We start from the raw sequence: 26,391 nt of genomic DNA, 5'->3' as shown, positions 1-26,391 counted from the left end.
GCTGTCGAGAAATCGGCAGCGCTTTTTTATTATCTTTCTATCCGCACTCAATATCGGCTAAATCATCGTTGATGTGCAGCTAATTAGGCATTTGGATCATGGCAGGCCAAATGCTCTGATACGTGCTTCCTGATATAGGGAATGACTTCACTTTCGAACCATGGGTTTTTCTTGAGCCAGATATTATTACGTGGTGAAGGGTGGGGAAGTGGCAAAAATTCTGGAGCCCAAGCCTGCCAGTTACGTACCGTTTCAGTGAGTGTGCTGGTGGCTTTATCTTTTAGATAATAGTTTTGCGCATACTGACCAATCAGCAAGGTCATTTGGATGTTGGGCAGTGATTGCAGTACTTTTTTGTGCCATAGCGCAGCGCACTCCTTTCGAGGCGGTAGATCGCCACTTTTTCCCTTTCCTGGATAGCAAAAGCCCATCGGGACAATCGCGACTTTTTGTTCGTCATAAAACGTATCGCTGTCCATCTCTAGCCATTCTCTCAATCGCTCGCCACTGGCGTCGTTCCAAGGGATAGATGATTCATGAACCTTAATACCGGGTGCTTGGCCTATGATTAACAAGCGCGCGTTTGGGTGTGCCTGAATCACTGGGTTTGCACCGTGTGATAAATGAGGTTCACAAGCGGTGCATTGTCGTATCTCGGTGAGCAGTGACGAGAACATCAGTAGCCTTTATCAAAATCAATGGTGTGATTAAGTGTAAAACCATCTCGCCATTGTTGGTAATTATTGGCGAAGATCTCCACGACCTGTCTTGGCTCACTTAGAGCCGCAATGTGTGGTGTGATGGTTACTTGAGGCAATTTCCAAAACGGGTGTTCTTGTGTGAGAGGTTCGCATTCAAAGACATCTAAGAAAGCGTGTTCAACCCATTTATTCTTAATCGCAAGCAGTAACGCTTTATTATCTACGCTTTCCCCACGTCCCACATTAAACAGCAATACGTTAGAGCAGTAGCTTAAGGTGGTTTGATTCAGTAGTTGGTAGGTATCATCCGTTGATGGCAATGTGTTCACTACAATATCCGCTTGCTTGAGGGCGGCTTCTAATTCATTAATGTGGAAAGTTTCTTTGAAGGTTTCTTGCTTTGATGGGATACCTGTCCGGTTGACACCTATGGTGTGAATACCAAAAGCAGCAGCTGTTTTAGCTAAATGACTGCCAATTGACCCCGTTCCTAAAATCACCATGGTTTTGTCAGTTAGGCTAGTATAAAGCTGTGGCTGCCAGTTTCGTTGTACTTGTTGCTGGTGGTAGTGAGGAAAGTGTCTACAGTGGCTGATCGTGTAACCCAACACGTATTCAGCAATCGCAGGGCCGAAGATGCCTTTGACGTTGGTCAGCGTATAATCTTGGCGCAGATCCGGCTGAGTGAGTTTATTGATTCCTGCATAGGTACTTTGCATCCAGTCTAGATTTTTAAACTCATTAAGTCGCTCCGCTATTAAAGGAGGAGCTGCCAGTACGATCTCAGCTAATTCGGGGTTTTGAGTGATTTCGAGGTCAGGTAACCCTTGGTTTAGAATCAGTTGCGTATAGGTATCGTCATGCTCGGTAAGAATATAGAGCTTATTCGTAAAATTGTTCATCGGCTTACCTTTTCCCCCCAGGGTTTATCAAGTACACTTTCGCTGTCTTTTTCTGCAATTATTGAGTGACTATGCTTCAGAATCCACTGCAGGTTCGTCTTGAAAAGTTAGAACCTTGGCAACAAATTACTTTTATGGCGTGTCTATGTGAGCGTATGTATCCTAACTATGCCATGTTTTGTGAGAATACAGAATTTGCGGAAGCTCGAATCTACCGTGATGTTTTGGATAGCATTTGGGAAATCCTAACCGTTAAAACGGCAAAGGTGAACTTTGAGCGTCAACTTGAGAAAGTAGAAGAGCTATTCCCTAGCGCAGATGATTTTGATTTCTATGGTGTTTACCCTGCAATGGACGCATGCCAAGGCTTAGCAACATTAATCCATGGTCTACTTGATCGTGAGCATATGTTGGAAGCGGTAATTAAAGTGAGTCAACAATCGGTGAAGACGGTTGCTGAGCTTGAGTTTGCTCAAGGCGCTGAAGAAGTGACGAACGAAAACCAGAAAAAAAACGAAGCTGTATGTGAAGAGTGGGACGTTCAGTGGGCCATTTTCCGACCTCTACGTGAAACGACTGAGCGTGACTTAGAGCTGATCAAAGACCTACGTCACGAACTGCGTGAAGACCCGGTCAGTAACATTGGTGTTGCACTATAATCTGCAATTGCATCAAGGTACGAATAGAAACAAAGGCTCCCTAGGGCTGTCTCTTATACACAAATCCCTAAGCCACGCTTGGGGATTTTTTTTGAACTATTTTTAGGTTTCATGATCTGATCATCTAAGCAATGACAAGGATGATTATCATGACCTATATAGAGCCAACCCTTTGGGCACAAAAACAGTTCGGTCAAGCCCACCTTAATGACCCTAGACGCACTCAAAGACTCGTTGCTCTCGCAGCCTCACTGGCCGAGCAACCTGGCGTACCCGTCTCGAAACTCATTATCTCCCCTGCTGAAATGGAAGGGGCTTATCGCTTCATCCGTAATGAGCAAATCAAAGCAGAAGATATCGCAGAAGCGGGTTTTTATGTCACTGCACAAGAAGCATTAGAGCAACAGACACTTCTTGCCTTAGAAGACACCACTTCTCTCAGTTACTCCCATCGCAGCATTCGAGATGAACTCGGGCACTCCAATCAAGGTAATCGACATCGCGCCATGTTCGTACACTCAACCTTACTTTTTGCTCCCGACACTCAATCTGTTATTGGTTTAATTGAACAACAGCGCTGGACTCGTGATATAGAAAAGCGAGGTCAAAGGCACCAGCATGCGACTCGACCATACAAAGAGAAAGAAAGTTATAAGTGGGAACAAGCCTCTCGCCATGTCGCTGAGCGACTTGGCGATAAAATTTCGGATGTCATTTCTGTGTGCGATAGAGAAGCCGACCTATTTGAATACCTCACTTACAAGCGAGAGCAACAACAAAGGTTCCTCGTTCGCTCAATGCAAAGCCGCTGTATTGAAGAGCATGATAATCGTCTTTATAGCTATGCCTCTACCCTGTTATCAGCCGGAGAGAAAGTGCTCGAAATACCGCAAAAAGGCGGTCGTAAAGCTCGCAAGGCTCATTTAGATATCAAATATGCCCCCGTGACACTCAAGTCTCCTGCTAACAAGAAAGAGTTCGATAACATTCCGCTTTACTACGTGGGATGTATAGAACAAGGAGAGAGTGGTAATAAGCTCGCATGGCACTTACTGACTTCAGAGCCGATAACGAGCAAGGAAGAGGCACTCAAAATCGTCAGTTATTATGAGCGGCGCTGGCTAATAGAAGATTTTCATAAAGTCTGGAAAAGTGAAGGGACTGAAGTTGAGCAACTGAGAATGCAAAGTAAGGATAACTTAGAAAGGCTCAGCGTCGTTTTGGCTTTTATCGCGACTCGGTTACTCCAATTGAGGTTTATGAATGAATCAGACGAGTTATCTAAGACCAGTTGTGAGCAGGTATTAAAAGGCAAAGCGTGGAAGTTAATGTGGCTCAAGTTGGAGAGCAAAAAACTACCGAAAGAAGCGCCTAATATATCATGGGCTTACAACGGTATTGCTCGGTTAGGTGGTTGGAAGAATACCAAGCGAACAGGTCGCGCTTCTATAAAGACGTTATGGCAAGGATGGCTTAGGTTACAAACCATCCTTGAAGGGTATGAACTCGCTAAGTCTCTTGATTAACCAGACTTGTGATCAAGAGACAGCCCTAGGGAGCCTTTGTTGTATCTGACGCTATCAAATTTAGATTAAGCGTCTTTCTTGTCTTCTTTTTGAACCTTGCTTTCATCCGCTGACTTTGAGTCTGAGGTGTCGTTGTCTGCTAGAGTTTTTTCTTCTAGCTCGTCCTCTTCATCGCGGTTTTCGATAACACCGTGTGTCTCTTTCCAAGTTTCCCAGCGTTGGAACGCCAGTTCTTGCATGTCTGTGGTTTTATCTGCTTCGTCGACAATCTCTTCACCCACTAGGTGTTCAAAGATATCTTCTAGGGTGATGATGCCCTGAATTGTGCCGTACTCGTCCACAACTAAAGACAGTTGCAGGCGGTTTGCCATCATTTGGTCAAAGGCCTTAGCTAAGCCCATGTTGTTTAGCAAGACGTGGATAGGGCGCATCACTTCACCCAGAGCCTTCTCACCGCAACCCGCTTGCTGCAATCTAAACAGCTCTAAGCGGTGGACAAAACCGATGATATTGTCAGTTTGCTCGCTGTAAACCAGTGGGCGTGAGAATGGCGTGTCTTTGTGTTGTTCTAGGAACGTATTAACACTCATTTCTGCATCAACGCGGAATACAACAGGGCGTGGTGTCATGACTTGAGTCACGGGCACATCTTGAATACCTAACAGATTGCTCAGGATTTTTGATTCACCTTCAGCAAATTCACCGCTCTCTTTTGCCAAAATAGCCATTGCAGATAGCTCATCACGCATTTTTGGTGCCTGGTGGCCGCGAGCTAAACGTTTGGTGATTTGCTCTGAGAACCACACAAATGGTGTTAGGAAAAAGACCATCCAGCGAAGCACATTTGATGATGCTGGAGCAAGTTGACGCCAGTAGGTCGCGCCAATGGTTTTTGGAACAATCTCAGACAGAACTAAAATACCCAGAGTTAATACGGCAGAGAATACGCCTAACCATTGGCTACCAAAAACGACTGCTGCTTGTGCACCCGCTGTCGCAGCACCGATGGTGTGCGCGATGGTGTTGAGCGTTAAAATTGACGCCAGTGGGCGGTCAATATCGGTTTTCAGTTTGTCTAATGACTCTGCTGCAGGGTGCCCATTTTGTTTTAGTTGAGCAATGTAGCTCGGACTAATACTCAAAAGTACAGCTTCCAAAACAGAACAAATGAAAGAAACTCCAATAGCAATGGAGACATAAATAGTTAGCAGCAGCATGTTTGCCCTTAAATTAAATTGTACGCTTTAGCAGCGATTCAGCGTGGATTATAGAGAATAAGTAGTGGCTAGGTCATCATTAATTTTGCTCTCAGCCCCTTTTAAACAAGGGCTTGCTCAGTAAAATCAGTAACAAATTGTGAGTTATTACTCATATTATGGCTAAAACTACGGCATTAGAGCTAAAGATCGACGACAAACCTTTGCCAGATGGGGCATTTATGTTTTAGAGTGAATCGAATTCAAAAATACAAAGAAGGGAAACCTAAAATGAACAAGACTCAATTAATCGACTTTATTGCTGAAAAAGCGGACCTTTCTAAAGCACAAGCTAAAGCTGCTCTAGAAGCGACTCTTGGCGGTGTTACAGATGCTCTTAAAGATGGCGATCAAGTTCAGCTAATTGGTTTTGGTACTTTTAAAGTAAACCACCGTGCAGCTCGCACTGGTCGTAACCCAAAAACTGGTGACGAGATCCAAATCGCTGCTGCAAATGTTCCAGCATTTGTTGCAGGTAAAGCGCTGAAAGATTCAGTGAAATAATCTAAACTGTACCGAGGTAGTCGTATTCCACCTCGGTACAGGTTTTTATGAAAAAAGCATTTCTTCTCGTTTCACTATTATCTACATTTCTCATTGGCTGTTCATCAACCAGCCCTCGCAAAAACCTAGAGCAATTTGAAACTCACACCAGCGGCCAAGTCATGGGCGACGCGACAAGTTTCTACTGGGTTACAAACAAGCTAACACAACCTCATACTTCAGCTGACTACGTCACTGTAGGCGATTACGGCTGGTACCAAACGGACTATGCTTGGTCGGAAGGTATACTTCGTGAATTTATTCGTGAAGGTGAGCAACGTAATTCTTCTAATGAGCTGGTTCCGTATAGTGTCCATGTGCGTTTTAATAAGTCAGGCGAAGCTGTATATCAGCAGTATCGTATTGATAGCAAAATTTTGCCTATCCAAGTGAAGCAACTTGAAAGCTACCAGAAAGAAGCCAAGTCGGTTTTAGAAACTACGATGAAGCAGCATGACGAAGGGCTCAGACTGGTTCAGGGTTACTGGAATGGCAAAACGTTCCAGACTTGCTCTGGTAAGCAAATTTCTGACATTGAATTTAATCAAACACTACCTAATTTTGTGATTAACCGTTTGTCGTCTGTAGAGAGCTATGGTGCTTTTGTCGGCAAGGAGTCTCTCAGAAAACTATCTGTTGCTGAATTTTTGATGTTGGCAGATGACAACCATCAGTGTGTTACAAGACCATCATTGTTGAAAGAATAGAGCGTATTTAAAAGGGTTAAGAGAATTTACCCGCTGTAGGTCAGTGCTTATTTGTGTGTACAGGAACAGACCCCAGAACAGATTAAGCAATAAAAAAGGCGCCAATCGAGGCGCCTTTTCTGTTGTTACTTGCTTGCGGTCATTCGAACATAAGCGAGTCGTAGATTGATTACTGTTCTTGCTCGCGCGCAATCGCACGGTAACCGATGTCATTGCGGTGGAACATACCATTCCAGCTAACTTGCTTCGTCAACGCGTAAGCGCGCTCCTGAGCTTCAGAAACCGTATTGCCCAGTGCCGTTGCACAAAGTACACGGCCACCGTTTGTCACAACGTCGCCAGCTTCGTTATTTGTCGTACCCGCGTGGAAAACCTTTTGGCCTTCAACTTCGCTGGTTGGCAGTGAAATAACGTCACCTTTTGCGTAGTCAGCAGGGTAACCGCCAGCCGCAAGAACAACACCGATAGAAGCGCGTGGGTCCCACTTTGATTCTGCTTCGTCTAGCTTCTCATCGATAGCCATTAGGCAAAGTTCAACAAGGTCTGACTCCATACGCATCATGATAGGTTGCGTTTCAGGGTCGCCAAAGCGGCAGTTGTATTCGATAACCTTAGGCGTGCCGTCAGCATCGATCATTAGTCCTGCGTAAAGGAAACCAGTGTAAGGTGCGCCTTCTGCGTCCATACCACGTACCGTTGGGTAGATAACTTCCTCAAGGATGCGGTTATGGATTTCAGGAGTTACCACTGGAGCTGGAGAGTAAGCACCCATGCCGCCAGTATTAGGGCCAGTGTCTTTGTCGCCAACACGTTTGTGATCTTGGCTGGTGGCCATAGGAAGCACGCTAGAACCGTCAACCATTACGATGAAGCTTGCTTCTTCGCCTTCAAGGAACTCTTCAATTACCACGCGGCTGCCTGCTTCGCCAAATGCGTTGCCTGCTAGCATGTCTTTGATTGCGTCTTCAGCTTCTTCAAGTGTCATCGCAACGATAACGCCTTTACCCGCCGCAAGACCGTCAGCTTTTACTACGATTGGAGCGCCTTGCTCACGTACGTAAGCGATAGCTGGCTCAATCTCAGTGAAGTTTGCGTAGTAACCCGTTGGGATGTCATGACGAGCTAGGAAGTCTTTAGTGAATGCTTTCGAACCTTCAAGCTGTGCTGCTGCTTGAGTTGGACCAAAGATAGGAAGACCCACTTCGCGGAATGCGTCAACTACACCAATAACTAATGGCGCTTCAGGGCCAACGATAGTCAGTTCGATTTTTTTCTCTTGAGCAAACGCCACTAAACCAGCGGTGTCTTCAACGCCGATGTTTACGTTCTCAAGTTTAGGCTCAAGTGCAGTGCCTGCGTTACCTGGAGCGATGAATACTGTTTCAACGTTTGGGTTTTGTGCTGCTTTCCAACCTAGTGCGTGCTCACGACCGCCAGCACCGATGATTAAAACTCGCATTGTAAAATCCTTAATCTCAAATATCTAAATATTTAAAAAAACAAAGTTATAAGTCTTGCTCAAAGTAGTTGGTGATGTGGCTAGGCAGCAATTGAGCCCATCCCCGGGAGCATAGATCGCTATGTGACCGGGGTGGGCGAAAGCAGCTAACGACGCCACAGTGCCAAATACGAAGAGGAAATTAGTGGCGGAAGTGACGCATGCCAGTAAAGATCATCGCCATGCCGTGTTCGTCTGCTGCTGCGATAACTTCGTCATCACGCATAGAGCCGCCCGGTTGGATAACACACTTGATGCCAGCTTCCGCTGCCGCGTCGATACCGTCACGGAATGGGAAGAATGCGTCTGAGGCCATCACACAACCTTCAACCTGTAGACCTTCGTCTGCCGCTTTGATACCTGCGATTTTCGCAGAGTAAACGCGGCTCATTTGGCCTGCGCCTACACCAATAGTCATGTCGCCTTTCGAGTAAACGATAGCGTTAGATTTAACGTACTTCGCTACTTTCCAGCAGAATAGAGCATCTTTCAATTCTTCAGCTGTTGGCTGACGCTTAGAAACCACTTTCAGGTCATCTTCAGACACCATGCCTTGGTCGCGGTCTTGAACTAGCAAACCGCCGTTAACGCGTTTCACGTCAAAACCAGTTGTCTTAGTTGTCCACTCACCGCACTCAAGTAGGCGTAGATTTTTCTTAGCCGCTACGATTGCTACTGCTTCAGCAGAAACTGATGGTGCAATGATAACTTCAACGAATTGACGTTCAGTGATAGCCGTTGCTGTTGCAGCGTCTAGCTCACGGTTGAAAGCGATGATGCCGCCAAATGCAGACGTTGGGTCTGTTTTGAATGCACGGTCGTAAGCTTCTAGGATGTCTTCCCCTAGTGCTACACCACATGGGTTAGCGTGCTTAACAATCACACATGCTGGCTGGTCGAACTCTTTCACACACTCAAGTGCTGCGTCAGTGTCAGCGATGTTGTTGTAAGAAAGTGCTTTACCTTGAATTTGGCGAGCAGTCGATACTGATGCTTCTTCAGGGTTTGCTTCAACGTAGAAAGCGGCTGCTTGGTGGCTGTTCTCACCGTAGCGCATGTCTTGCTTCTTCTCGAACTGTTGGTTGAACGTACGAGGAAATTTGCTCTCTTCATCGCCTTCCTTGTTCGCGCCGTAGCTAGGAACCATAGTGCCGAAGTAGTTTGCGATCATGCCGTCGTAAGAAGCGGTGTGCTCGAATGCTGCGATAGCGAGGTCGAAGCGAGTCTCTAGCGTTAGAGATTTCTCGTTCGCGTCCATTTCAGCAACAACGCGCTCGTAGTCGTGTGCGTTAACAACGATAGTTACGTCTTTGTGGTTTTTCGCTGCAGAGCGAACCATTGTAGGACCGCCGATGTCGATGTTCTCAACAGCGTCAGCAAGGGTACAACCTTCTTTAGCAACGGTTTCTGCGAATGGATATAGGTTTACAACAACCATATCGATAGGGTTGATACCGTGAGTTTCCATCACGTCATCATCTTGGCCACGACGGCCTAGAACACCACCATGAACTTTTGGGTGCAGAGTCTTAACACGGCCATCCATCATTTCTGGGAAACCAGTGTAATCAGATACTTCTGTAACAGAGATGCCTTTTTCAGCAAGCAGGCGAGCAGTGCCACCGGTAGATAAGATATCTACACCACGGTTAGCAAGAGCTTGTGCAAATTCAACGATACCAGTTTTGTCTGATACGCTGATTAGAGCGCGGCGAATTGGACGAGCGTTATTCATGCTTCCATTTCCTCAAATTCATGGGGTTAAAATAAAGATATTTGCCAAAAAAGAACTTGTTTCTATCTTCTCAGCGTGGAGTATCTTAGATACCAGTAAGAGATAAAATATTGGCCAGTTTTGGTAAAGACCTTTTGGGTGTTCTTATAATCAAGCTATAAGATAACCAACTCCAAATTTGATGGCGCAGATTCTAACTAATTTATTACAAAAAAGCTCGCGCAATCGTTTGGCATCTCAAAATTAATTATGAAAAGTGCCATTTCAGCCTGAAAAGTAACAACAAGGTTAATTGTGGAATGGACGGAACAGTAGGAAAAAACATGTTTCAGATCGGTGAATTAGCGAAAAGATGCGGTGTGACAGCCGATACCTTGCGGTTTTATGAAAAAAGTAACCTGATTGCTCCTGCCAGTCGCAGTGACTCAGGATATCGCTTATATGATGAAAACAATCAAAAACAGGTGACCTTTATTCTTAAATCTAAAGCGTTAGGGCTGAGTTTAGATGAAATTAAGGAATTGCTCGAGATTCGCTTGGAAGCAACGCAGCACAGTTGCTCGGAAGTGAAAGCCATCACAACGGCAAAGCTGACACTTATTGATGAAAAAATCAGTGAACTTGGCAGAATACGCACGGCATTAAAGAAGATTAATGATGCTTGCTGCGGTCATGTAGATGACGATGCGAGCCATTGTTCTATCTTAGGTGCTTTGGCGAGCGAAGATAAACAAAGCTCATGCTGTGCTGCTGATGGTAAATAGCTGAAAAGGTCCCCGTTAGGGAGAGAGGTTTACTACGGTTGATAACCCTAGGAAGCTTGCAGTATTTTGGCTCTTAGTTGAGCGTCAATTTTTAAAGTGGGTAGGTTATTATGGTAAAGCGTGACTTGGTTGCGACCAGTCTGCTTTGAAGAGTACATGGCTCTATCAGCTTGAGCCAATAGTTCTTTTATGGTTTTAAGGTGTGGTGTGTATTCAGCAACACCGATGCTGACTGTTGGGTAGATGATGTGGCCGTCTACGGTACACGGCGTTGATTCAATCGTTTTACGAATCGTCTCCGCAACGTAATAAGCTTCAATGGCACTGGTGTGTGTGAGAATGACACCGAATTCTTCGCCACCCAAGCGACCTAGATAATCATCGCAGTCTATTGACTGTTGGCATAAACTCGCGACTTGAACGATTACCTCATCACCAGAAAGGTGGCCAACTTGATCATTGATCTCTTTGAAGTGGTCTATGTCTATCATCAAACACGTTAAGCTTTGCTTAGGCGATTGACTGAACTCTTTTTCCAACCCAAGTAAAAAGGCACGTCTATTTAAAATCCCAGTTAGCTCATCGATTTCAGCGAGTTCTATCAGCTCAGCTTCACGTTGCTGTGCTTTAGTAATATCTCGCTCTTGCCACAGCACGTATTGCTTTTCTGGCGAGAGATACAATGGCTTTAATGTCGATTCAAAATATCGATCGTCTGATTCTGCAGACTCTTCCCCTTGAGCGAAAAGTTGTTCAATAGAAAGCTGAAGTTGCTGACAGGGCGCAAGAGAGTATTGAATGTATTGAATTTCGCGACTGGAATAAGCTTGCTTTGCCGCCTCTAACAGCTGCTTTTCAACCGCGAGAGGCAACAGTTCTGAAACTGTGTGGTGATTTGGATTGTCAAAGTTTTCAACAATACGTCCGGATGTATCCAACAGAAGATGACGATCAGGCAGTTCACGGATCAGTGTGCTAAGCCATTCTTCCCTTTTCATATCAAGCATGTAGCTTCCAGACGATTAGATTAATGGGTCATTATATCGGTAGTGATTAGGTTATCAATCGTTACATCTAATTAATTGATAATTGTTCGCTTGTTGCCATATAAACAAAAAAAAGCCGAGTTCAATAAAGAGCTCGGCTTCTAATTCAATAAATTACGAAAGAACGATTAGTTCATGCCGTATTTTTTAAGTTTCTTGCGAAGAGTACCGCGGTTAATACCCATCATGGTTGCTGCGCGAGTTTGGTTACCGCGAGTGTACTGCATGATAGTGTCTAGTAGTGGCTGTTCAACTTCAGCTAATACTAATTCGTATAACTCGCTGACTTCTTGACCGTTTAATTGAGCAAGGTAATTTTTCAATGATGCTTTAACTGAGTCACGTAGTGGCTTCTGCGTGATTTGGTCTTGTGATGTAACTGTAGTTACTGTCAATGCTTCTGAAGTCAGATTTTGTTCGAACATATTCGGTCTAGCTCTTCTCGTAATTATGGTGCAACGTTATCAAAAAAACCTTCTAGCGCTTCAAGCTGCAGATCACCTGCTTCGAATGCGTTGAAGGTACGGCGAAACTCACTCGCTTGTTCATGCTCTTTTAGATACCAACCCACATGCTTACGAGCGATGCGAGGGCCTAAAAACTCTCCATAAAATTCATGTAGAGCGAGCACATGACCAAGCATGATGTCTTTCACTTCCGAAATCGGGAGTGGGTCCATCGTGGTGCCGTTTTCCAAATAGTGTAGGATTTCGTTAAAAATCCAAGGACGTCCTTGGGCAGGTCGACCTATCATTAAAGCATCAGCGCCGGTGTACTCCAGCACAAACTTCGCTTTTTCCGGACTATCGATATCACCGTTAGCGATAACCGGAATAGATACTGCTTGTTTCGCTGCTTTAATGTGTTTGTATTCTGCCTCACCTTTGTACATACAAGCGCGAGTTCTCCCGTGAAGGGCAAGAGCTTGTATGCCGCAGTCTTCGGCTATTTTCGCGATTTGGACACAGTTTCTATTGTCTGTATCCCAGCCTGTGCGCGTTTTCAACGTTACTGGAACGTCGACAGCATTTACCACAGCCTTCAGAATGTCTTCAATGAGTTCTGGATGCTGAAGTAGGGCTGAGCCCGCAAGCTTCTTATTCACTTTTTTGGCTGGGCAACCCATATTGATATCGATGATTTGCGCACCGTTAGCAACATTGAATTGAGCAGCCTCGGCCATAAGCTGTGGATCTGCACCAGCGATTTGTACTGAACGAATGCCCGATTCGCCTTCATGTACCATACGCTGCTGAGATTTTGACGTTTTCCAAACTTTCGGATTGGAGGACATCATTTCACTGACTGCCATCCCCGCACCGTAACGAAGACACAACTCACGGAATGGTCTATCCGTTACGCCAGCCATAGGAGCGACGATTAGATTGTTCTTAAGTTGATAATTTCCGATTTTCAAAAATGTCATCACAGTTCTGTACCAGCAAGGGCGCGCATTTTACGCATTTTTTCGCTGCGTGAAAAGACTAATATTTGAGCATTTACAATTTGTTTTTGTAATTCGTTTAAATTTCAGTCAATTAGCGCCCAAAGTCTTACCTAGCCTTGCTTGCGACCAGAGATTCGACACCATTCCTGTTGTTCAATGATTGGATCAATGTGAAGCTCATCACGATAATAAGTTGCAACATCTTCCGCTTGTGTATCTAAAACACCCGACATTGCTAGTACACCATTTGGCTTTACTAGACCTTTAATGATGCCAGAAAGGTCGCGTAATGGACCGGCAAGAATGTTGGCAACAACAACGTCAGCAAGTAAACCTTCAGGTTGATCTTGTGGCAAGAACACCTCTAGTTGCTCAGCAACACCATTGCGTTGTGCGTTGTCTTTTGATGCAAGCAGAGCTTGAGGATCAATGTCGATCCCGACAACTTTTGCCGCGCCAAGTTTGATCGCAGCGATCGCAAGAATGCCAGAACCACAACCGAAATCGATCACGGTTTTACCTGTCAGGTCTAGGCCTTCAAGCCACTCAAGACACAATGCTGTTGTTGGGTGAGTACCGGTACCGAATGCAAGACCGGGATCCAGCATTACGTTTACAGCGTCAGGTTCAGGGATATCGCGCCAGCTAGGACAGATCCATAAACGCTCACCAAACTTCATTGGGTGGAAGTTGTCCATCCATTCACGTTCCCAATCCTTGTCTTCAATTTGCTCTACTTTGTGAGCAAAGTCTGCAGGGAACATGTTGCTTGCTTTAATCTGCGCTAGAACGACACCAGTGTCAGTCTCAGCGTCGTAAAGCGCGAGAATGTCAGTATCACCCCAAAGGCGAGTTTCGCCCGGCAGAGGCTCAAATACAGGGGTATCTTGTGCATCCAGGAAAGTTACAGAAAGAGCACCAGTCTCTTCCATTAACATGTCGCCGATTTGTTCGGCATTTTCATTGGTAGCATTAAGCTTGATTTGAATCCAAGGCATGGCTGCATCTTCTATATGAGAAAAATTGGATGGCGAGTCTAGCAGAAAATATGAGCAAATTCACCAAAACCCCACGGAATATAATGGGGATTATGAATTGATTATTGCGAGTATTTACAAACAAAAATGCTCACCGAAGTGAGCATTTATTACTGTTCTACAGAGAACGTATTATGGAAGACCTGCTTCTGTTGCAGACCAAGCTTCTATTGTAGACCAAGCTTCTTCTCAAGGTAGTGGATGTTTGCCCCACCGTGTTGGAAGTTTTCGTCGTTCATAATAGACAGTTGAAGCTCAGTATTAACGTTAATACCTTCAACAATCATTTCACCCAATGCGTTCTTCATACGAGCGATAGCAACATCACGGTTTTCACCGTAAGTGATCAGCTTGCCAATCATTGAATCGTAGTGTGGTGGCACTGTGTAACCCGTGTAGATGTGAGACTCCCAACGTACGCCCATACCACCTGGAGCATGGAAGCGCGTGATCTTGCCTGGAGACGGTAGGAAACGTACGGGATCTTCTGCATTGATACGACATTCGATTGAGTGGCCGCGCAGCTTAATATCATCCTGTGTGAATGATAGAGGCTGACCAGCAGCAATGCGAAGTTGCTCTTTCACTAGATCGATACCCGTTACCATTTCAGTAATCGTGTGCTCAACCTGGATACGAGTGTTCATTTCGATGAAGTAGAACTCACCGTTCTCGTATAGGAATTCAAATGTACCTGCGCCGCGGTAACCAATCTCAAGACATGCACGAGTACAACGGTCGCCGATGTATTTACGCATTTCTTCAGTGATACCTGGTGCTGGCGCTTCTTCCACAACTTTCTGGTGACGACGCTGCATTGAACAGTCACGCTCACCTAGGTGGATAGCATTACCTTGACCATCTGCAAGCACTTGTACTTCAATGTGACGTGGGTTTTCTAGGAATTTTTCCATGTAAACCATGTCGTTATTGAAACATGCTTTTGCTTCAGCACGAGTCATTGCGATAGCTTCTGTTAGTTCTTTTTCAGTACGAACAACACGCATACCACGACCGCCGCCGCCGCCAGAAGCCTTGATGATTACAGGGAAACCAATGCGCTTAGCGTGCGCTTTGTTTTTCGCTTCGTCGTCGTCAAGAGGGCCGTCAGAACCTGGTACACAAGGTACACCCGCTTTTTTCATTGACGTGATAGCTGACACTTTGTCACCCATCATGCGAATGGTTTCAGCTTTAGGGCCAACGAAGATAAAACCACTGCGCTCTACCTGTTCTGCAAAATCTGCATTTTCAGATAGGAAGCCGTAGCCTGGGTGAATAGCAACTGCACCCGTTACTTCAGCAGCGCTGATGATACGAGGGATGTTCAGGTAGCTATCGATACCACGAGCTGGACCGATACAAATGGTTTCGTCAGCAAGCAGTACGTGCTTAAGATCGCGGTCAGCGGTTGAGTGAACTGCTACCGTTTTGATGCCAAGTTCTTTACATGCTCGCAGAATACGCAGTGCAATTTCACCACGGTTCGCGATTACTAATTTATCTAACATAATGAGTGCTCTCTATTATTCGATAATTACTAGAGCTTGGTCGAATTCTACTGGTTGACCGTCTTCAACTAGGATAGCCGTTACAACACCAGATTTATCAGCTTCGATTTGGTTCATCATTTTCATTGCTTCAACGATACATAGTGTTTCGCCAGCAGTTACAGATTGACCCACTTTAACGAACGGTTTTGCATCTGGGCTTGGAGCGCCGTAGAAAGTACCAACCATTGGAGAAAGAACTTGGTGACCAGCAGGAACCGCAGGAGCTGCCGCTTCTGCAGCTACAGGTGCCGCCGCAGGTGCTGCTGCCGCTACAGGAGCTGGAGCTGCTGCATATTGAATAGGCGCTGCAGATACAGGGCTGTTACGACTGATTCGTACTGACTCTTCACCTTCAGAGATCTCTAGCTCAGAAATACCAGACTCTTCAACCAATTCGATTAGCTTCTTGATTTTGCGAATATCCATTGTTTCTTTCTCTTTATCTGTTGATTGAACTTACTCTTTGACTGAGTAGGTTAGTAATAGTTCGTTGTTTTTATTTACTTTGCGTTGAGCTTGTTGAGCGCAGCTGTCAAAGCAAATTGATAACCTTGGGCACCTAAGCCACAAATCACACCTTCTGCTTTATCAGACAGGTAAGAGTGGTGACGGAATGGTTCACGTGCGTGAACATTCGATAGGTGAACCTCAATAAATGGGATAGCAACACCAAGTAGTGCATCACGCAACGCCACACTGGTATGTGTAAAGGCCGCTGGGTTGATAATAATGAAATCAACATTTTGATAAGCACTATGGATAGCTTCAATCAGCTCATACTCACGATTTGACTGTAAGTGAGATAGCTCAACATCGTGTGTTTTCGCTTGCTCGGTCAATGAGCTAATAATCTGGTCAAGTGTTTGAGAACCGTAGTGTGCAGGTTCTCTAAGGCCTAACAGATTAAGGTTTGGTCCATTTAAAACTAGAATGCGAAACTTTGTAGACATTGTGGGGCTATCTTCCTTTATCGTGTTTACGAACGTGAATGTTGCCATTTTATTGAAAATTTGGGGATAATTTCCAGTAAGAAAAACCCAAATTTAAAAATTAGAACCAGATTATAGCTAATTCAGCGCAAATCGCAGCAATTTACTGGTCTAATCTCCTATTGAGAGAGTGTGAGATTGTTACTAACTTAACAAAAAAGCGCCTTAGCCTTAATTTTGTCGAGGATATTTGAGATCAAGATCAGCCATAAAAAAACCGCCACATAGGTGACGGTTTAGAAAGGCGCTGTTTTAAACAGTAATTACGTAATGTAACGGGTTGCTTATGCCAGTTCCGCTTTCTCTGCAATCAGCTTATCGACCACGCTTGGGTCTGCTAGTGTCGACGTATCGCCTAGGTTGCCAGTATCGCCAGTGGCAATCTTACGCAGGATACGACGCATGATTTTACCTGAACGAGTTTTTGGTAATGAGTCGGTCCAGTGCAGTACATCTGGCGTTGCGATTGGGCCAATCTCTTTACGTACCCAGTCTTTGACTTCTTTATGAAGCTCTGCGGTTGGGAACTCACCATCATTCAACGTGATGTAAGCGTAAATCGCTTGGCCTTTAATATCATGAGGGATACCTACAATCGCAGCCTCTGCGATCTTATCAAATGCGACTAGAGCCGATTCAATCTCAGCGGTACCCATACGGTGACCTGATACGTTCAGAACGTCATCAACACGGCCAGTAATCCAGTAGTAACCGTCTTCATCACGACGAGCACCATCACTGGTGAAGTACATGCCTTTAAAGGTCGAGAAGTAAGTTTGTTCGAAACGGTCATGATCGCCGTGAACGGTACGCATCTGGCCTGGCCAAGAGTCAAGAATCACTAGGTTGCCGTCTGTTGCACCCTCAATGATGTTACCCATGTTATCAACCAGCGCCGGTTGCACACCGAAGAATGGACGCGTCGCTGAGCCCGGTTTTAGGTCTGTTGCGCCTGGTAGCGGTGCAATCAAGATTCCGCCCGTTTCTGTTTGCCACCATGTATCAACAATTGGAGACTGCTCATTACCGATTGTTTTGTAGTACCACTCCCACGCCTCTGGGTTGATAGGTTCACCCACTGAGCCCATGATTCTTAGGCTGTCACGAGACGTGCCTTCAACGGCTTCATTGCCTTTCGCCATCAATGCACGAATAGCTGTTGGCGCAGTATAAAGAATATTAACTTGGTGCTTATCGACCACTTCACTCATGCGGCTTGTGTTCGGGTAGTTCGGCACGCCTTCAAACAGAATGGTTTTTGCACCATTGGCTAGTGGCCCGTAAACAAGGTATGTGTGACCAGTAATCCAACCCACATCAGCTGTACACCAGAAAGTTTCGCCTTCTTGGTAATCGAACACGTATTTGAAGGTCATCGCTGCATAAACGAGGTAACCACCTGTGGTGTGCATAACACCCTTAGGTTTGCCTGTTGAGCCTGAGGTATAAAGGATGAATAGTGGATCTTCTGCGTTCATCTCTTCTGGTGGGCAATCTGCAGATACATTAGCAATAGCATCGTGCCACCACACATCGCGGTGTTCGTGCCATGCAACATCGCCGCCAGTACGTTTGAATACTACAACCTTTTCGATGTTCTTCACTTCAGGATTCGTCAGTGCTTCATCGACATTTTTCTTCAGTGGAACAGCACGGCCGCCACGCACGCCTTCATCGGCAGTGATAACGACTTTAGAATTTGAATCGATAATACGACCAGACAGTGCTTCTGGTGAGAAACCACCAAATACGACTGTGTGAACCGCCCCGATACGGGTACACGCCAGCATGGCTACTGCAGCTTCAGGAACCATTGGCATGTATAAACAAACCACATCGCCTTTGCGCACGCCTTGCTCTTTCAGAGCATTCGAAAACAGGCACACTTCTTTGTGTAGTTCATTAAAAGTTAGAGTTTTGTCATCCGCCGGGTCATCGCCTTCCCAAATAATAGCGACTTCATCGCCGCGTTCAGCAAGGTGGCGGTCGATACAGTTAGCCGAAACGTTAAGCGTGCCATCTTCAAACCAGCGAATATCAATGTGGCCAGGGTCGAAAGAGGTATTTTTTACCTGTGTGAAAGGTTTAATCCAATCAACGATTTTTCCGTGTTCACCCCAAAAGCCTTCAGGGTCAGAAACAGATTGCTGGTACATGGCTAGGTAAGTGTCATTATCCGCGTGTGTAGTTGATTTAATATTTTCTTTTACCGGATAAACGTGGGCTTCACTCATTGCATCTCTCCTTGTGCCTACATTCCTAATGAACTGGCAACTTCCTTTGTGTTCAGTTTCTAGGTCTATTACAGAACCGTCTTTGTGTTATCACTCTCGACTAGGATGGCGATTTCCACAATTAGACTTTAGGATGAGACGCTGCTTTTCACTTACAAAATAGCGAGTTAAGTTCATTTTTGAGATGTTGCTCTCTATGTGAAGCGCCAGTGGTTGAATTAAGAATAAGAAGAGTTGAAACGGGGTAGATCACCATGCTTCAGGCGAACAAAGATCAGGGCGGCGGAGATAGCGTCTTGTAATGCATCATGTTTATTGACGGGGATAGGTAAATCGAGCTGGCGACAGATTGCGTCCATACTGAGATCAAAATAGGCATTGGGCAGCTGCCTTTCGAGCTTGTCTTGATAAAGTTGGCTTACTTCGACTAATCGGTTAGGCAGTGGAAATCCAAGCTGTTTTAAACAGGCACGATCGAGGATTTTTTTATCATAGCGGATGTGATAGCCGACTAAAGGACGATTTCCAATGAAGTTCAGTAGCTCGATTAAAGCCTGTTTTTCTTCGAGGCCGTGCTTTAGATCTTGATGGCGAATACGGTGGATTTTTATTGAATTGCAATCGAGCGATTGAGGGGCGCGCAATCGGACTTCAAAAGGTTGGCTGGTAATGATTCGGTTGCCGATGATCTTGGTTGCGGCAATGGTGACTAATTCTGCCTGATTGGGGTCGAGGCTGGTGGTTTCACAATCGAGAGATACGTATTCGTGATTAGCAGGCGCAGTAAACAGAGGCTGATAAGTAGAGCCTTTGAGTTTATGATGCCAGTAATAACGAACCAATCTATTCATCGTTCAATCGCCTAATCTCGTATCTGATAGTGGTAGCCAAGCCATTGCTTGAATTTTTTGACCACATGCAAGCTATGGCGAAGTAAGTCTCTGTCTGCTCGCTCCATCAATTTGACGTTAATCTTGTTGCTACTGTGCTGCTGAGAAAGTCTTTGGGCTAAGCGCCACTTAAAGAACTGTTTGAGTGCTTCACTAAGGTTATCGGCGGTACTTTGCTCAAGCACTTTCTTACAGACCAACTGTTCAATGCGTTCGAAGGTGTTGTTTACCGTGACACCATGCTCAAGACAGAGTGCCCTCACACCATGCACGATAGGGAAAATACCGCCTTGTTTGATATCGAGCCCTGACTTGGATTGTTTAACATTGCCAAACAGGGTGAGGGGTACTGAGAAGTTCAGAGCCGGTCGGCAGAATTCAGTCAGAATCAATTCTTGTCCGAGCATCAAATCACTTAGGTGCTGCTTTACGGGTTTTAATAACTCTCTATTACCCGCAACGGCGTGTGCATCCGCCATGATCGCGATATCCATCACGGTATCTGGCGTGGCTTTTTTTACCCAACGGGTGAGGGTTTGTTTCCACTCTTGTTCTGAATGCACCCATTTGGGGTTGTTGACCATCACGTTGCCCGGACAGAGTGGATAGCCCAATTGCTGCAATGTGTGAGTGAGGTCGTTCATAGCACTCTGGCATTGATGCCACTCTAAACCATCTTGAATAATCAGCGCGTTGTCTTGATCGGTTTTGAGAATTTGTTCTCCACGGCCTTCGGAACCCAACACGATGAGGCAGCAATGATTATGCAGTGCGGGTGGGATAACCAACTCAAACGCTTTCTCTATTATCTGTTCATTAACGGCTGAAATTAGCTCCATGATGAAGCGCGTGCGAATGCCGTTATTGAGTAGGCTTTCGACCAGTTGACGTTGTTTGTTGGAGGCTAATGCGAGCTCTTCAATGCTGGTGGATCGCGCAATACGCAAAGTGAGCACGTGAGAGTGAGTGGAGAATGCACTGAGGATTTGTGTCATATCCACCATGCCGACAGCATTTAGACCGTCACAAACCATCAACCTTTTTACCCGGTTTCTGGTCATGGTAATCATGGCATTAAATAAGAAATCACCTTGGTTTACGTGCATCACCGGAAATGTTGCAATCTCGCCAACAGGCGTATCCTGTGGGAAGTTATCGAGCATTACAGCGTGCAATAAATTGGTTCGTGTGACGATCCCATACGGTAAGGAGCCTGAACCAAAATCTTTTATGCCTTTGTCGTCTAAATGCACTAGCGCCGAGTCTAAGCCTTGTTCTTTTAGGGTTTGAGTCACTTGGTTGATGGGTTGCCCTGGCTCAAGAATCAGTGGTGGGTGATAGATAGAGTCATCCACTTTGGTCAATATAAACTCGGCAAGGTTTTGTTGCTGCTGAGCGGCCTCAATCAGAGCTTTCCGTGTCGACAGGTTACTATCAAAGTAGGCGGCAAATTGACCATTGGCGTGATAAAGATCGAGAAAAACATCGGTAGGCAGTAGGTAGCTTAAGGTGTCTTCGAGTGCGATATATTGATGTTTGGTGTGAGGTTCAAACTGGCTGCGCACATCAAAAATATCGTCATTGGCGTAATGTGCGTAAATCTCACCATCACTGCTCGCGCGCTCTTCAACGGCTCCTTTGATCAGGATGTGCAGGTGTCTGCTCGGCCTATCTGCTTCCAGTATCACTTCTTGAGAGCGGTAATACACCACGTCTAATGAAGAGCGAAGCTTCAACTGTTCCGTATCGGACAGGCTATCGAAGGGTGGGTGCTGCATATTAAATTTTTCAGGCATAAGCATCACAAGAAGTGGGAGTCTTTAATCAGTCTGACAAAATACCAGCGAAGCTCCAGACGACTTTAGTCTAAATGCAGACTAGATATCGACGAACGTGATATAGCTTGGTGATAAGTGATAAGTGATAAGTGATAAGTGATAAGTGATAAGTGATAAGTGATAAGTGATATCTAGGCTAATTAAATATAGGAATGCTATCCCAGTAATAATTCCCTTTTTCATCCTACTCTAGATAGGCATAATTGGAGCCGCCTTTTTCCGCACACTTTATAGGTTATTTATGTTTAGCCCCTCTCCTTACGGATGGATATCTCAGTATTTTCTTGGTTTCTTTTTTGCGTATGGTGTGTACTTGCCATTTTGGGCGTTGTGGTTTGAAGACCAAGGCGTTTCTGCAGGGGACATCGGTGTATTGATTGGTATTGGTTTTGCGACTCGCTGTGTTGCTAACCTTGTGATTACGCCGCGCATCCATAACGTAGAGAATCTTTTGCCCGCTCTGCGCTGGTTGAGCTTCGCCTCATTGTTATTTGTTGGTTTCCACTTCTTCACTGGAGGCAGTTTTCTATTGATGCTGTTGGCAACAGTATTGTTTAACCTGTGTTGTGGGCCGGTTATCCCTCTTTCTGACGCAATGGCTAACCATTACAGTCGTCTTAAGATGCTTGACTATGGACGCACTCGTTTATGGGGTTCGATTGCTTTTATTGCGGGTTCAACCGTGGTGGGTTATTTAGTCGCACAGTTTGGCACTGATATGATTTTGTATACAGCGCTTGTTGGTGTGCTGTTGTCGTTAGTGTTGGCGATGAGAAACCCTAACGTGATGCCAGTAACGCAATCTGAGAAACAAGCAGTGCGACCAAAATTAGGTGAGTTACTGCGTGAGTCGTCTGTGGTTAAATTTTTGGCCTTGATGGCGTTGCTGCAAGGTAGCCATGCGGCTTACTACAGTTTTAGTGCGATTTACTGGAAAGAAGCCGGTCACTCAGAAGCGATTATTGGTTATTTATGGAGCCTAGGCGTTGTTGCTGAGGTGGCTGTGTTTGCTCTCAGTAAGCGCTTATTCTCTGGCTGGTCAATGCGTACTCTGTTCGTGGTAGCTGCAATCGGTGTGATGGCTCGCTGGGGGATTACGGCATCAACAACGGCGATTTTCGCCTTGGTTATGGTGCAAATGCTGCATGGTGTGACGTTTGCTATGGCACACATCGCAGCCATTCAATACATTCAATCAGAAGAACAGAATAAAATGGTCGCGCTGCAAGCTCTGTATAACGCGATCCCATTGGGAGCTGTTATCGCACTAATGACGACCTTAAGTGGTTGGGGCTATGAGCTTTGGGGGGCAAACATCTTCTGGGGTATGGCCGCGATGGGTGCTCTTGCTCTGTTCATTAAGTTGGACGAGAGAAGTTCAGTGGTTGAGATTAATCAATCAGGTTCGGAACAATTAGAATCTAACAGCAAATGCTGATAATTAGAGTCTGAAGCACAGAATTTAAGCGATTCGATTGAGTTAATGACCCATCCTTAGTTAAATGAAACCTCTCCCTTATGGAGAGGTTTTTTTATGGATGAAAAAGGGTTTTTAATGCAAGGATGGATAGTAATTCCAGTCTCTTTAGCCTATTTGGGCGTGTTATTTCTGATCGCTTGGTATGGAGACAGGCAGGTTCGTTGGCTATCGCGTTGGCGGCCATGGATCTATAGCCTTTCGATTGCAGTGTATTGTACCTCTTGGACTTTCTATGGAACGGTCGGACAGGCGAGCAATAACCCATGGTCCTTTTTACCCATCTACCTCGCCCCCATTCTGGTCTTTACACTCGGGTGGCGGATCTTGGCGCGGTTGATCCTGATTGCAAAGCGTGAACACATCACTTCAATTGCCGATTTTATCGCGGCTCGTTATGGAAAATCTCAGGGCTTGGCTGTTGCCGTCACCGTGATTGCCGTGGTCGGTATTCTTCCTTATATCGCGCTACAGCTGCGTGGTATCACCATGGGGCTAGATATTGTTGCGCCAAACCTAGCGTCTGATTTCGGCTATCAGGATTATCACGTGTCTTGGTTTGTGGTCGGTGCTTTGGCCATTTTTACCATGCTGTTTGGTACGCGGCACATCGATAACACAGAGCATCACCGTGGCATGATGATGGCGGTGGCGTTTGAGTCAATTGTTAAGCTAGCGGCTTTCCTGATTGTTGGCCTGTTTATTATCTATCTGGCGATGAGCAGTGACAAAATTGACTTGTTTGATGTGGCGGCTTCCACCTACGAATCGCCTAATATTCCGACCTTAATTATTCATACCGTTTTGACCATGTTGGCGATTGTCTGTCTGCCGCGCCAATTTCACACCATGGTGGTTGAGAACGAACGTCCTCAAGATTTGCATACCGCTCGCTGGTTGTTTCCACTTTATCTGATTTTGATGGGCCTGTTTGTGCTGCCAATTGCTTGGGCAGGACAAGGGCTGCTCACCGACATGCCGGCTGATACTTACGTGATCAGTGTACCAATGGCAGAAGGTGCGAATCACATTGCTTTGTTAGCTTTCCTCGGAGGTACTTCGGCGGCGAGTGGCATGGTGATTGTCTCGACCATCGCATTAGCGATCATGGTATCGAATGATTTAGTGATGCCATTGCTGCTGCGCCGTATGCGCCTAACTCAAAGAACCCATCGACATTTTTCTGGCATGTTGCTGGTGATTCGGCGTGGGTTGATTTTACTGCTGTTACTTGGTGCTTGGCTGTTCTATCAAGCGCTCGATACCATTCACTCACTGTCGGCGATTGGCTTTCTTTCCTTTGCGGCGATTGCTCAGTTCGCTCCTGCATTAATTGGTGGATTGTACTGGCGTCCCGGAAACCGTAAGGGTGTCTATGTCGGTTTGCTTGTCGGTTCGGTGATCTGGCTGATTACCCTGATGAGTCAAACCAGCATGCTAGCGGGCGATAGCGAAAGTAACTTACTGCTGTGGATTATCACGCCGCCGGAACTGCTGAGAAGTTGGGATGTTAGCAGCTCAAATTGGGGCATAGTGCTGAGTATTTTACTCAATACCTTGTGCTATGCCGTGGTCTCGATGACGACCAGACCAAGCCTAAGTGAGCGTTTACAATCGGCTGCTTTTATTGGCACACCATTACCAGAAAATGAGAACATCAGCCTCTATCAGAGCCGTGTGACGGTCGCTGAATTAGAAATGCTGGCGTCTCGTTTTGTGGGGCGTAAGCGTGCGAAAAGTGCCTTACAGAGTTATTGGCAACAGCACGGGCAGCCGCTACTTCCTAACCAACAAGCGCCCGCAAGCCTGATTCGACATGCAGAACGTGTGCTCGCTGGTGTATTCGGTGCATCTTCAGCTAAGTTAGTACTTACTTCGGCCTTGCAGGGCAGAAATATGCAGCTTGAAGAAGTCGCGACCATCGTGGATGAAGCTTCGGAACTGTACGACTTCAGCCGTGGTTTACTGCAAGGAGCGATTGAACATATTGGCCAAGGCATTGCCGTAATTGACAAACAAATGAGGCTGGTGGCGTGGAATCAACGTTACTTAGAGCTGTTTGAATTCCCTGCTGGCTTGATTCAGGTGGGTCGACCCATTTCAGATGTAATTCGTCACAATGCTGAGCAAGGTTTATGTGGCCCAGGCGACCCAGAAGATCACGTTCGACGCCGTGTTTATCACCTTGAGCAAGGCACGCGACACACCTCATCTCGTATTCGTCCGGATGGTCGAGTGATTGAGGTGCAAGGTAACCCAATGCCTAGTGGTGGCTTCGTCATGAGCTTTACCGACATCACGGTTTTCAGACAAGCAGAGCAAGCGCTAAAAGATGCTAATGAAAGCTTGGAATCGAGAGTCCATGAACGAACTCAAGAGCTCGAGAAGCTTAACCATCGCTTGGTAAAGGCGACGCAAATCTCTGACCAAGAATCACAATCTAAGAGTCGTTTTCTTGCGGCTGTTAGTCACGATTTGATGCAGCCATTAAATGCTGCTCGCTTGTTTGCTTCTTCGCTATCTGAGGTGGCAAAAGAGCAAGAGGAGAAGCAGCTTTCTTCTCATATCGAAAGTGCGTTGGGTGCGGCTGAAGATCTGATTGGCGACCTGCTTGATATCTCGCGATTGGAGTCAGGAAAATTAGAAACCAACATTCACGCGATTGCCGTGCATGATGTGCTGACCAATTTGAATGCGGAATTTAGCGCTTTAGCGACACAGCAAAAAATACAGTTTCAGATGATTCCATCGTCACTGTTTATTCATTCTGACCCTAAGTTATTAAGACGAGTGATTCAGAACTTTTTAACGAATGCATTTCGCTATAACCCTGAAGGAAAAGTGGTGCTGGGTGCGAGACGAGTCAATGGTCAGGTACGAATTGATGTGTGGGATAACGGAACCGGTATCGATGAAGACAAGCAACAAGAGATCTTCGAAGAGTTTACGCGTGGCAGCCAAGTTCGTGCCGATCAGGGGTTGGGATTAGGGTTGGCGATTTCGAAAGGGATTGCTCATGTGCTTGGTCATCAAATCTCGATGCGTTCATGGCCGGGAGAAGGCAGCGTCTTTTCCATCACCTTAGCGAGAGCAGAGCAAGTGGCTCCGGTTGTGCAAGCTTCTACGCCAATGGCGACCAGTGATATCGAGCACTTGAAAATACTGTGTGTCGATAATGAGCGAGAAATTTTGGTCGGTATGGAGAACTTGATAGGGCGATGGGGCTGTGAAGTTAAGACAGCCGTTGATCTAGTCGAAAGTTTGAAGTGTCTCGATGATGATTGGCAGCCGGATGTGATTTTCTCTGATTACCGTTTAGATAATGGCAGAACGGGGCTCGAAGTATTGCAGCAGTGTCGTTTGCGCCTTGGGGACTCTTTTGAAGGGGTCATCATCAGTGCAGATAGAACCGATGACATGTTGGCAGCGATAAAGGCCAACAGCTTTAGCTTTATTGCTAAACCTGTGAAGCCACTAAAACTCAGAGCGGTCCTAAATCGGGTGAGTTAGTTTAATTAACTCTTAGAGATTAAAAAGGCCTCAGGTGAGGCCTTTTTTGTTTCTGTGGATGACTATTCGCTTGTTAATT

At 45.7% G+C, this 26,391-nt stretch carries 22 protein-coding genes; 7 read left to right on the top strand and 15 right to left on the bottom strand.

What is annotated here, in order from left to right; translation table 11 throughout:
* Positions 1 to 83: 83 nt before the first annotated feature.
* Positions 84 to 677 (bottom strand): uracil-DNA glycosylase family protein, encoded by a 594-nt coding sequence (locus OCV30_RS14610; protein ID WP_065679891.1) that lies wholly within the window; start codon positions 675 to 677, stop codon positions 84 to 86.
* Positions 677 to 1,603, bottom strand: coding sequence for a D-2-hydroxyacid dehydrogenase (locus OCV30_RS14605; RefSeq protein ID WP_009844681.1), 927 nt, complete (start codon positions 1,601 to 1,603; stop codon positions 677 to 679). Before OCV30_RS14605 ends, OCV30_RS14610 begins: the two co-directional genes overlap by 1 nt.
* Positions 1,604 to 1,674: 71 nt before the next feature.
* Here OCV30_RS14605 and OCV30_RS14600 point away from each other — a divergent pair, with 71 nt between their 5' ends.
* Together OCV30_RS14600 and OCV30_RS14595 are read left to right on the top strand one after the other, a co-directional pair.
* Positions 1,675 to 2,262 (top strand): YjaG family protein, encoded by a 588-nt coding sequence (locus OCV30_RS14600; RefSeq protein ID WP_065679890.1) that lies wholly within the window; start codon positions 1,675 to 1,677, stop codon positions 2,260 to 2,262.
* 149 nt (positions 2,263 to 2,411) lie between these two features.
* On the top strand, positions 2,412 to 3,788 hold the full coding sequence (locus OCV30_RS14595) for an IS4 family transposase (RefSeq protein ID WP_261879028.1): 1,377 nt from the start codon (positions 2,412 to 2,414) through the stop codon (positions 3,786 to 3,788).
* Positions 3,789 to 3,853: 65 nt separating this feature from the next.
* Here the strand turns inward: OCV30_RS14595 and OCV30_RS14590 are convergent, their stop codons facing one another.
* Positions 3,854 to 5,005: a CNNM domain-containing protein gene (locus OCV30_RS14590; RefSeq protein WP_009844683.1), complete on the bottom strand. Its 1,152-nt coding sequence runs from the start codon at positions 5,003 to 5,005 to the stop codon at positions 3,854 to 3,856.
* A gap of 270 nt (positions 5,006 to 5,275) precedes the next feature.
* Between OCV30_RS14590 and hupA the strand changes: the two genes are divergently transcribed.
* A complete protein-coding gene (gene hupA / locus OCV30_RS14585; protein ID WP_004729753.1) occupies positions 5,276 to 5,548 on the top strand; it encodes a nucleoid-associated protein HU-alpha in 273 nt (90 codons plus the stop codon).
* Positions 5,549 to 5,595: 47 nt separating this feature from the next.
* Positions 5,596 to 6,294: a DUF1481 domain-containing protein gene (locus OCV30_RS14580; RefSeq protein ID WP_065679754.1), complete on the top strand. Its 699-nt coding sequence runs from the start codon at positions 5,596 to 5,598 to the stop codon at positions 6,292 to 6,294.
* A 169-nt stretch (positions 6,295 to 6,463) separates the two neighbouring features.
* On the opposite strand, the gene purD is transcribed toward OCV30_RS14580, so the two are convergent.
* Complete coding sequence (purD, locus tag OCV30_RS14575; protein ID WP_065679753.1) at positions 6,464 to 7,753, bottom strand: phosphoribosylamine--glycine ligase; 1,290 nt, start codon at positions 7,751 to 7,753, stop codon at positions 6,464 to 6,466.
* Between the two features lie 181 nt (positions 7,754 to 7,934).
* The gene (gene purH, locus OCV30_RS14570; RefSeq protein ID WP_065679752.1) at positions 7,935 to 9,527 is read right to left on the bottom strand and encodes a bifunctional phosphoribosylaminoimidazolecarboxamide formyltransferase/IMP cyclohydrolase; all 1,593 of its coding nucleotides are present in this window, start codon (positions 9,525 to 9,527) and stop codon (positions 7,935 to 7,937) included.
* Between the two features lie 323 nt (positions 9,528 to 9,850).
* Between purH and zntR the strand changes: the two genes are divergently transcribed.
* Positions 9,851 to 10,291, top strand: a complete 441-nt coding sequence (gene zntR / locus OCV30_RS14565) for a Zn(2+)-responsive transcriptional regulator (RefSeq protein ID WP_009844687.1) — start codon at positions 9,851 to 9,853, stop codon at positions 10,289 to 10,291.
* Between the two features lie 47 nt (positions 10,292 to 10,338).
* On the opposite strand, the gene OCV30_RS14560 is transcribed toward zntR, so the two are convergent.
* The 10 genes from OCV30_RS14560 to OCV30_RS14515 form a co-directional block, all read right to left on the bottom strand.
* The gene (locus OCV30_RS14560; protein WP_065679751.1) at positions 10,339 to 11,298 is read right to left on the bottom strand and encodes a GGDEF domain-containing protein; all 960 of its coding nucleotides are present in this window, start codon (positions 11,296 to 11,298) and stop codon (positions 10,339 to 10,341) included.
* Positions 11,299 to 11,465: 167 nt separating this feature from the next.
* Positions 11,466 to 11,762: a DNA-binding transcriptional regulator Fis gene (gene fis / locus OCV30_RS14555; RefSeq protein ID WP_004729744.1), complete on the bottom strand. Its 297-nt coding sequence runs from the start codon at positions 11,760 to 11,762 to the stop codon at positions 11,466 to 11,468.
* Positions 11,763 to 11,785: 23 nt separating this feature from the next.
* Complete coding sequence (gene dusB / locus OCV30_RS14550) at positions 11,786 to 12,754, bottom strand: tRNA dihydrouridine synthase DusB (RefSeq protein ID WP_009844689.1); 969 nt, start codon at positions 12,752 to 12,754, stop codon at positions 11,786 to 11,788.
* A gap of 140 nt (positions 12,755 to 12,894) precedes the next feature.
* Positions 12,895 to 13,782, bottom strand: a complete 888-nt coding sequence (gene prmA / locus OCV30_RS14545; RefSeq protein ID WP_012604987.1) for a 50S ribosomal protein L11 methyltransferase — start codon at positions 13,780 to 13,782, stop codon at positions 12,895 to 12,897.
* 206 nt (positions 13,783 to 13,988) lie between these two features.
* Positions 13,989 to 15,332: an acetyl-CoA carboxylase biotin carboxylase subunit gene (gene accC / locus OCV30_RS14540; protein ID WP_009844691.1), complete on the bottom strand. Its 1,344-nt coding sequence runs from the start codon at positions 15,330 to 15,332 to the stop codon at positions 13,989 to 13,991.
* A gap of 15 nt (positions 15,333 to 15,347) precedes the next feature.
* Positions 15,348 to 15,800 (bottom strand): acetyl-CoA carboxylase biotin carboxyl carrier protein, encoded by a 453-nt coding sequence (accB, locus tag OCV30_RS14535; protein ID WP_004729736.1) that lies wholly within the window; start codon positions 15,798 to 15,800, stop codon positions 15,348 to 15,350.
* Between the two features lie 74 nt (positions 15,801 to 15,874).
* Positions 15,875 to 16,324: a type II 3-dehydroquinate dehydratase gene (gene aroQ / locus OCV30_RS14530; protein WP_009844692.1), complete on the bottom strand. Its 450-nt coding sequence runs from the start codon at positions 16,322 to 16,324 to the stop codon at positions 15,875 to 15,877.
* Between the two features lie 323 nt (positions 16,325 to 16,647).
* Positions 16,648 to 18,597, bottom strand: coding sequence for an acetate--CoA ligase (acs, locus tag OCV30_RS14525; RefSeq protein ID WP_009844693.1), 1,950 nt, complete (start codon positions 18,595 to 18,597; stop codon positions 16,648 to 16,650).
* 218 nt (positions 18,598 to 18,815) lie between these two features.
* Positions 18,816 to 19,448 carry a 3'-5' exonuclease gene (locus OCV30_RS14520; protein WP_065679750.1) on the bottom strand — a complete coding sequence of 211 codons (633 nt, stop codon included), beginning with the start codon at positions 19,446 to 19,448 and terminating at the stop codon, positions 18,816 to 18,818.
* A gap of 11 nt (positions 19,449 to 19,459) precedes the next feature.
* On the bottom strand, positions 19,460 to 21,289 hold the full coding sequence (locus OCV30_RS14515) for a DUF294 nucleotidyltransferase-like domain-containing protein (protein ID WP_065679749.1): 1,830 nt from the start codon (positions 21,287 to 21,289) through the stop codon (positions 19,460 to 19,462).
* 277 nt (positions 21,290 to 21,566) lie between these two features.
* Here OCV30_RS14515 and OCV30_RS14510 point away from each other — a divergent pair, with 277 nt between their 5' ends.
* Together OCV30_RS14510 and OCV30_RS14505 are read left to right on the top strand one after the other, a co-directional pair.
* Complete coding sequence (locus tag OCV30_RS14510; protein WP_009844696.1) at positions 21,567 to 22,763, top strand: 3-phenylpropionate MFS transporter; 1,197 nt, start codon at positions 21,567 to 21,569, stop codon at positions 22,761 to 22,763.
* A 117-nt stretch (positions 22,764 to 22,880) separates the two neighbouring features.
* A complete protein-coding gene (locus OCV30_RS14505; protein WP_065679756.1) occupies positions 22,881 to 26,312 on the top strand; it encodes a hybrid sensor histidine kinase/response regulator in 3,432 nt (1,143 codons plus the stop codon).
* Positions 26,313 to 26,391 lie beyond the last annotated feature (79 nt).

Source organism: Vibrio atlanticus, from assembly GCF_024347315.1.
Lineage (GTDB): Bacteria > Pseudomonadota > Gammaproteobacteria > Enterobacterales > Vibrionaceae > Vibrio > Vibrio atlanticus.
This window is presented reverse-complemented; position numbering and strand designations above follow the sequence as displayed.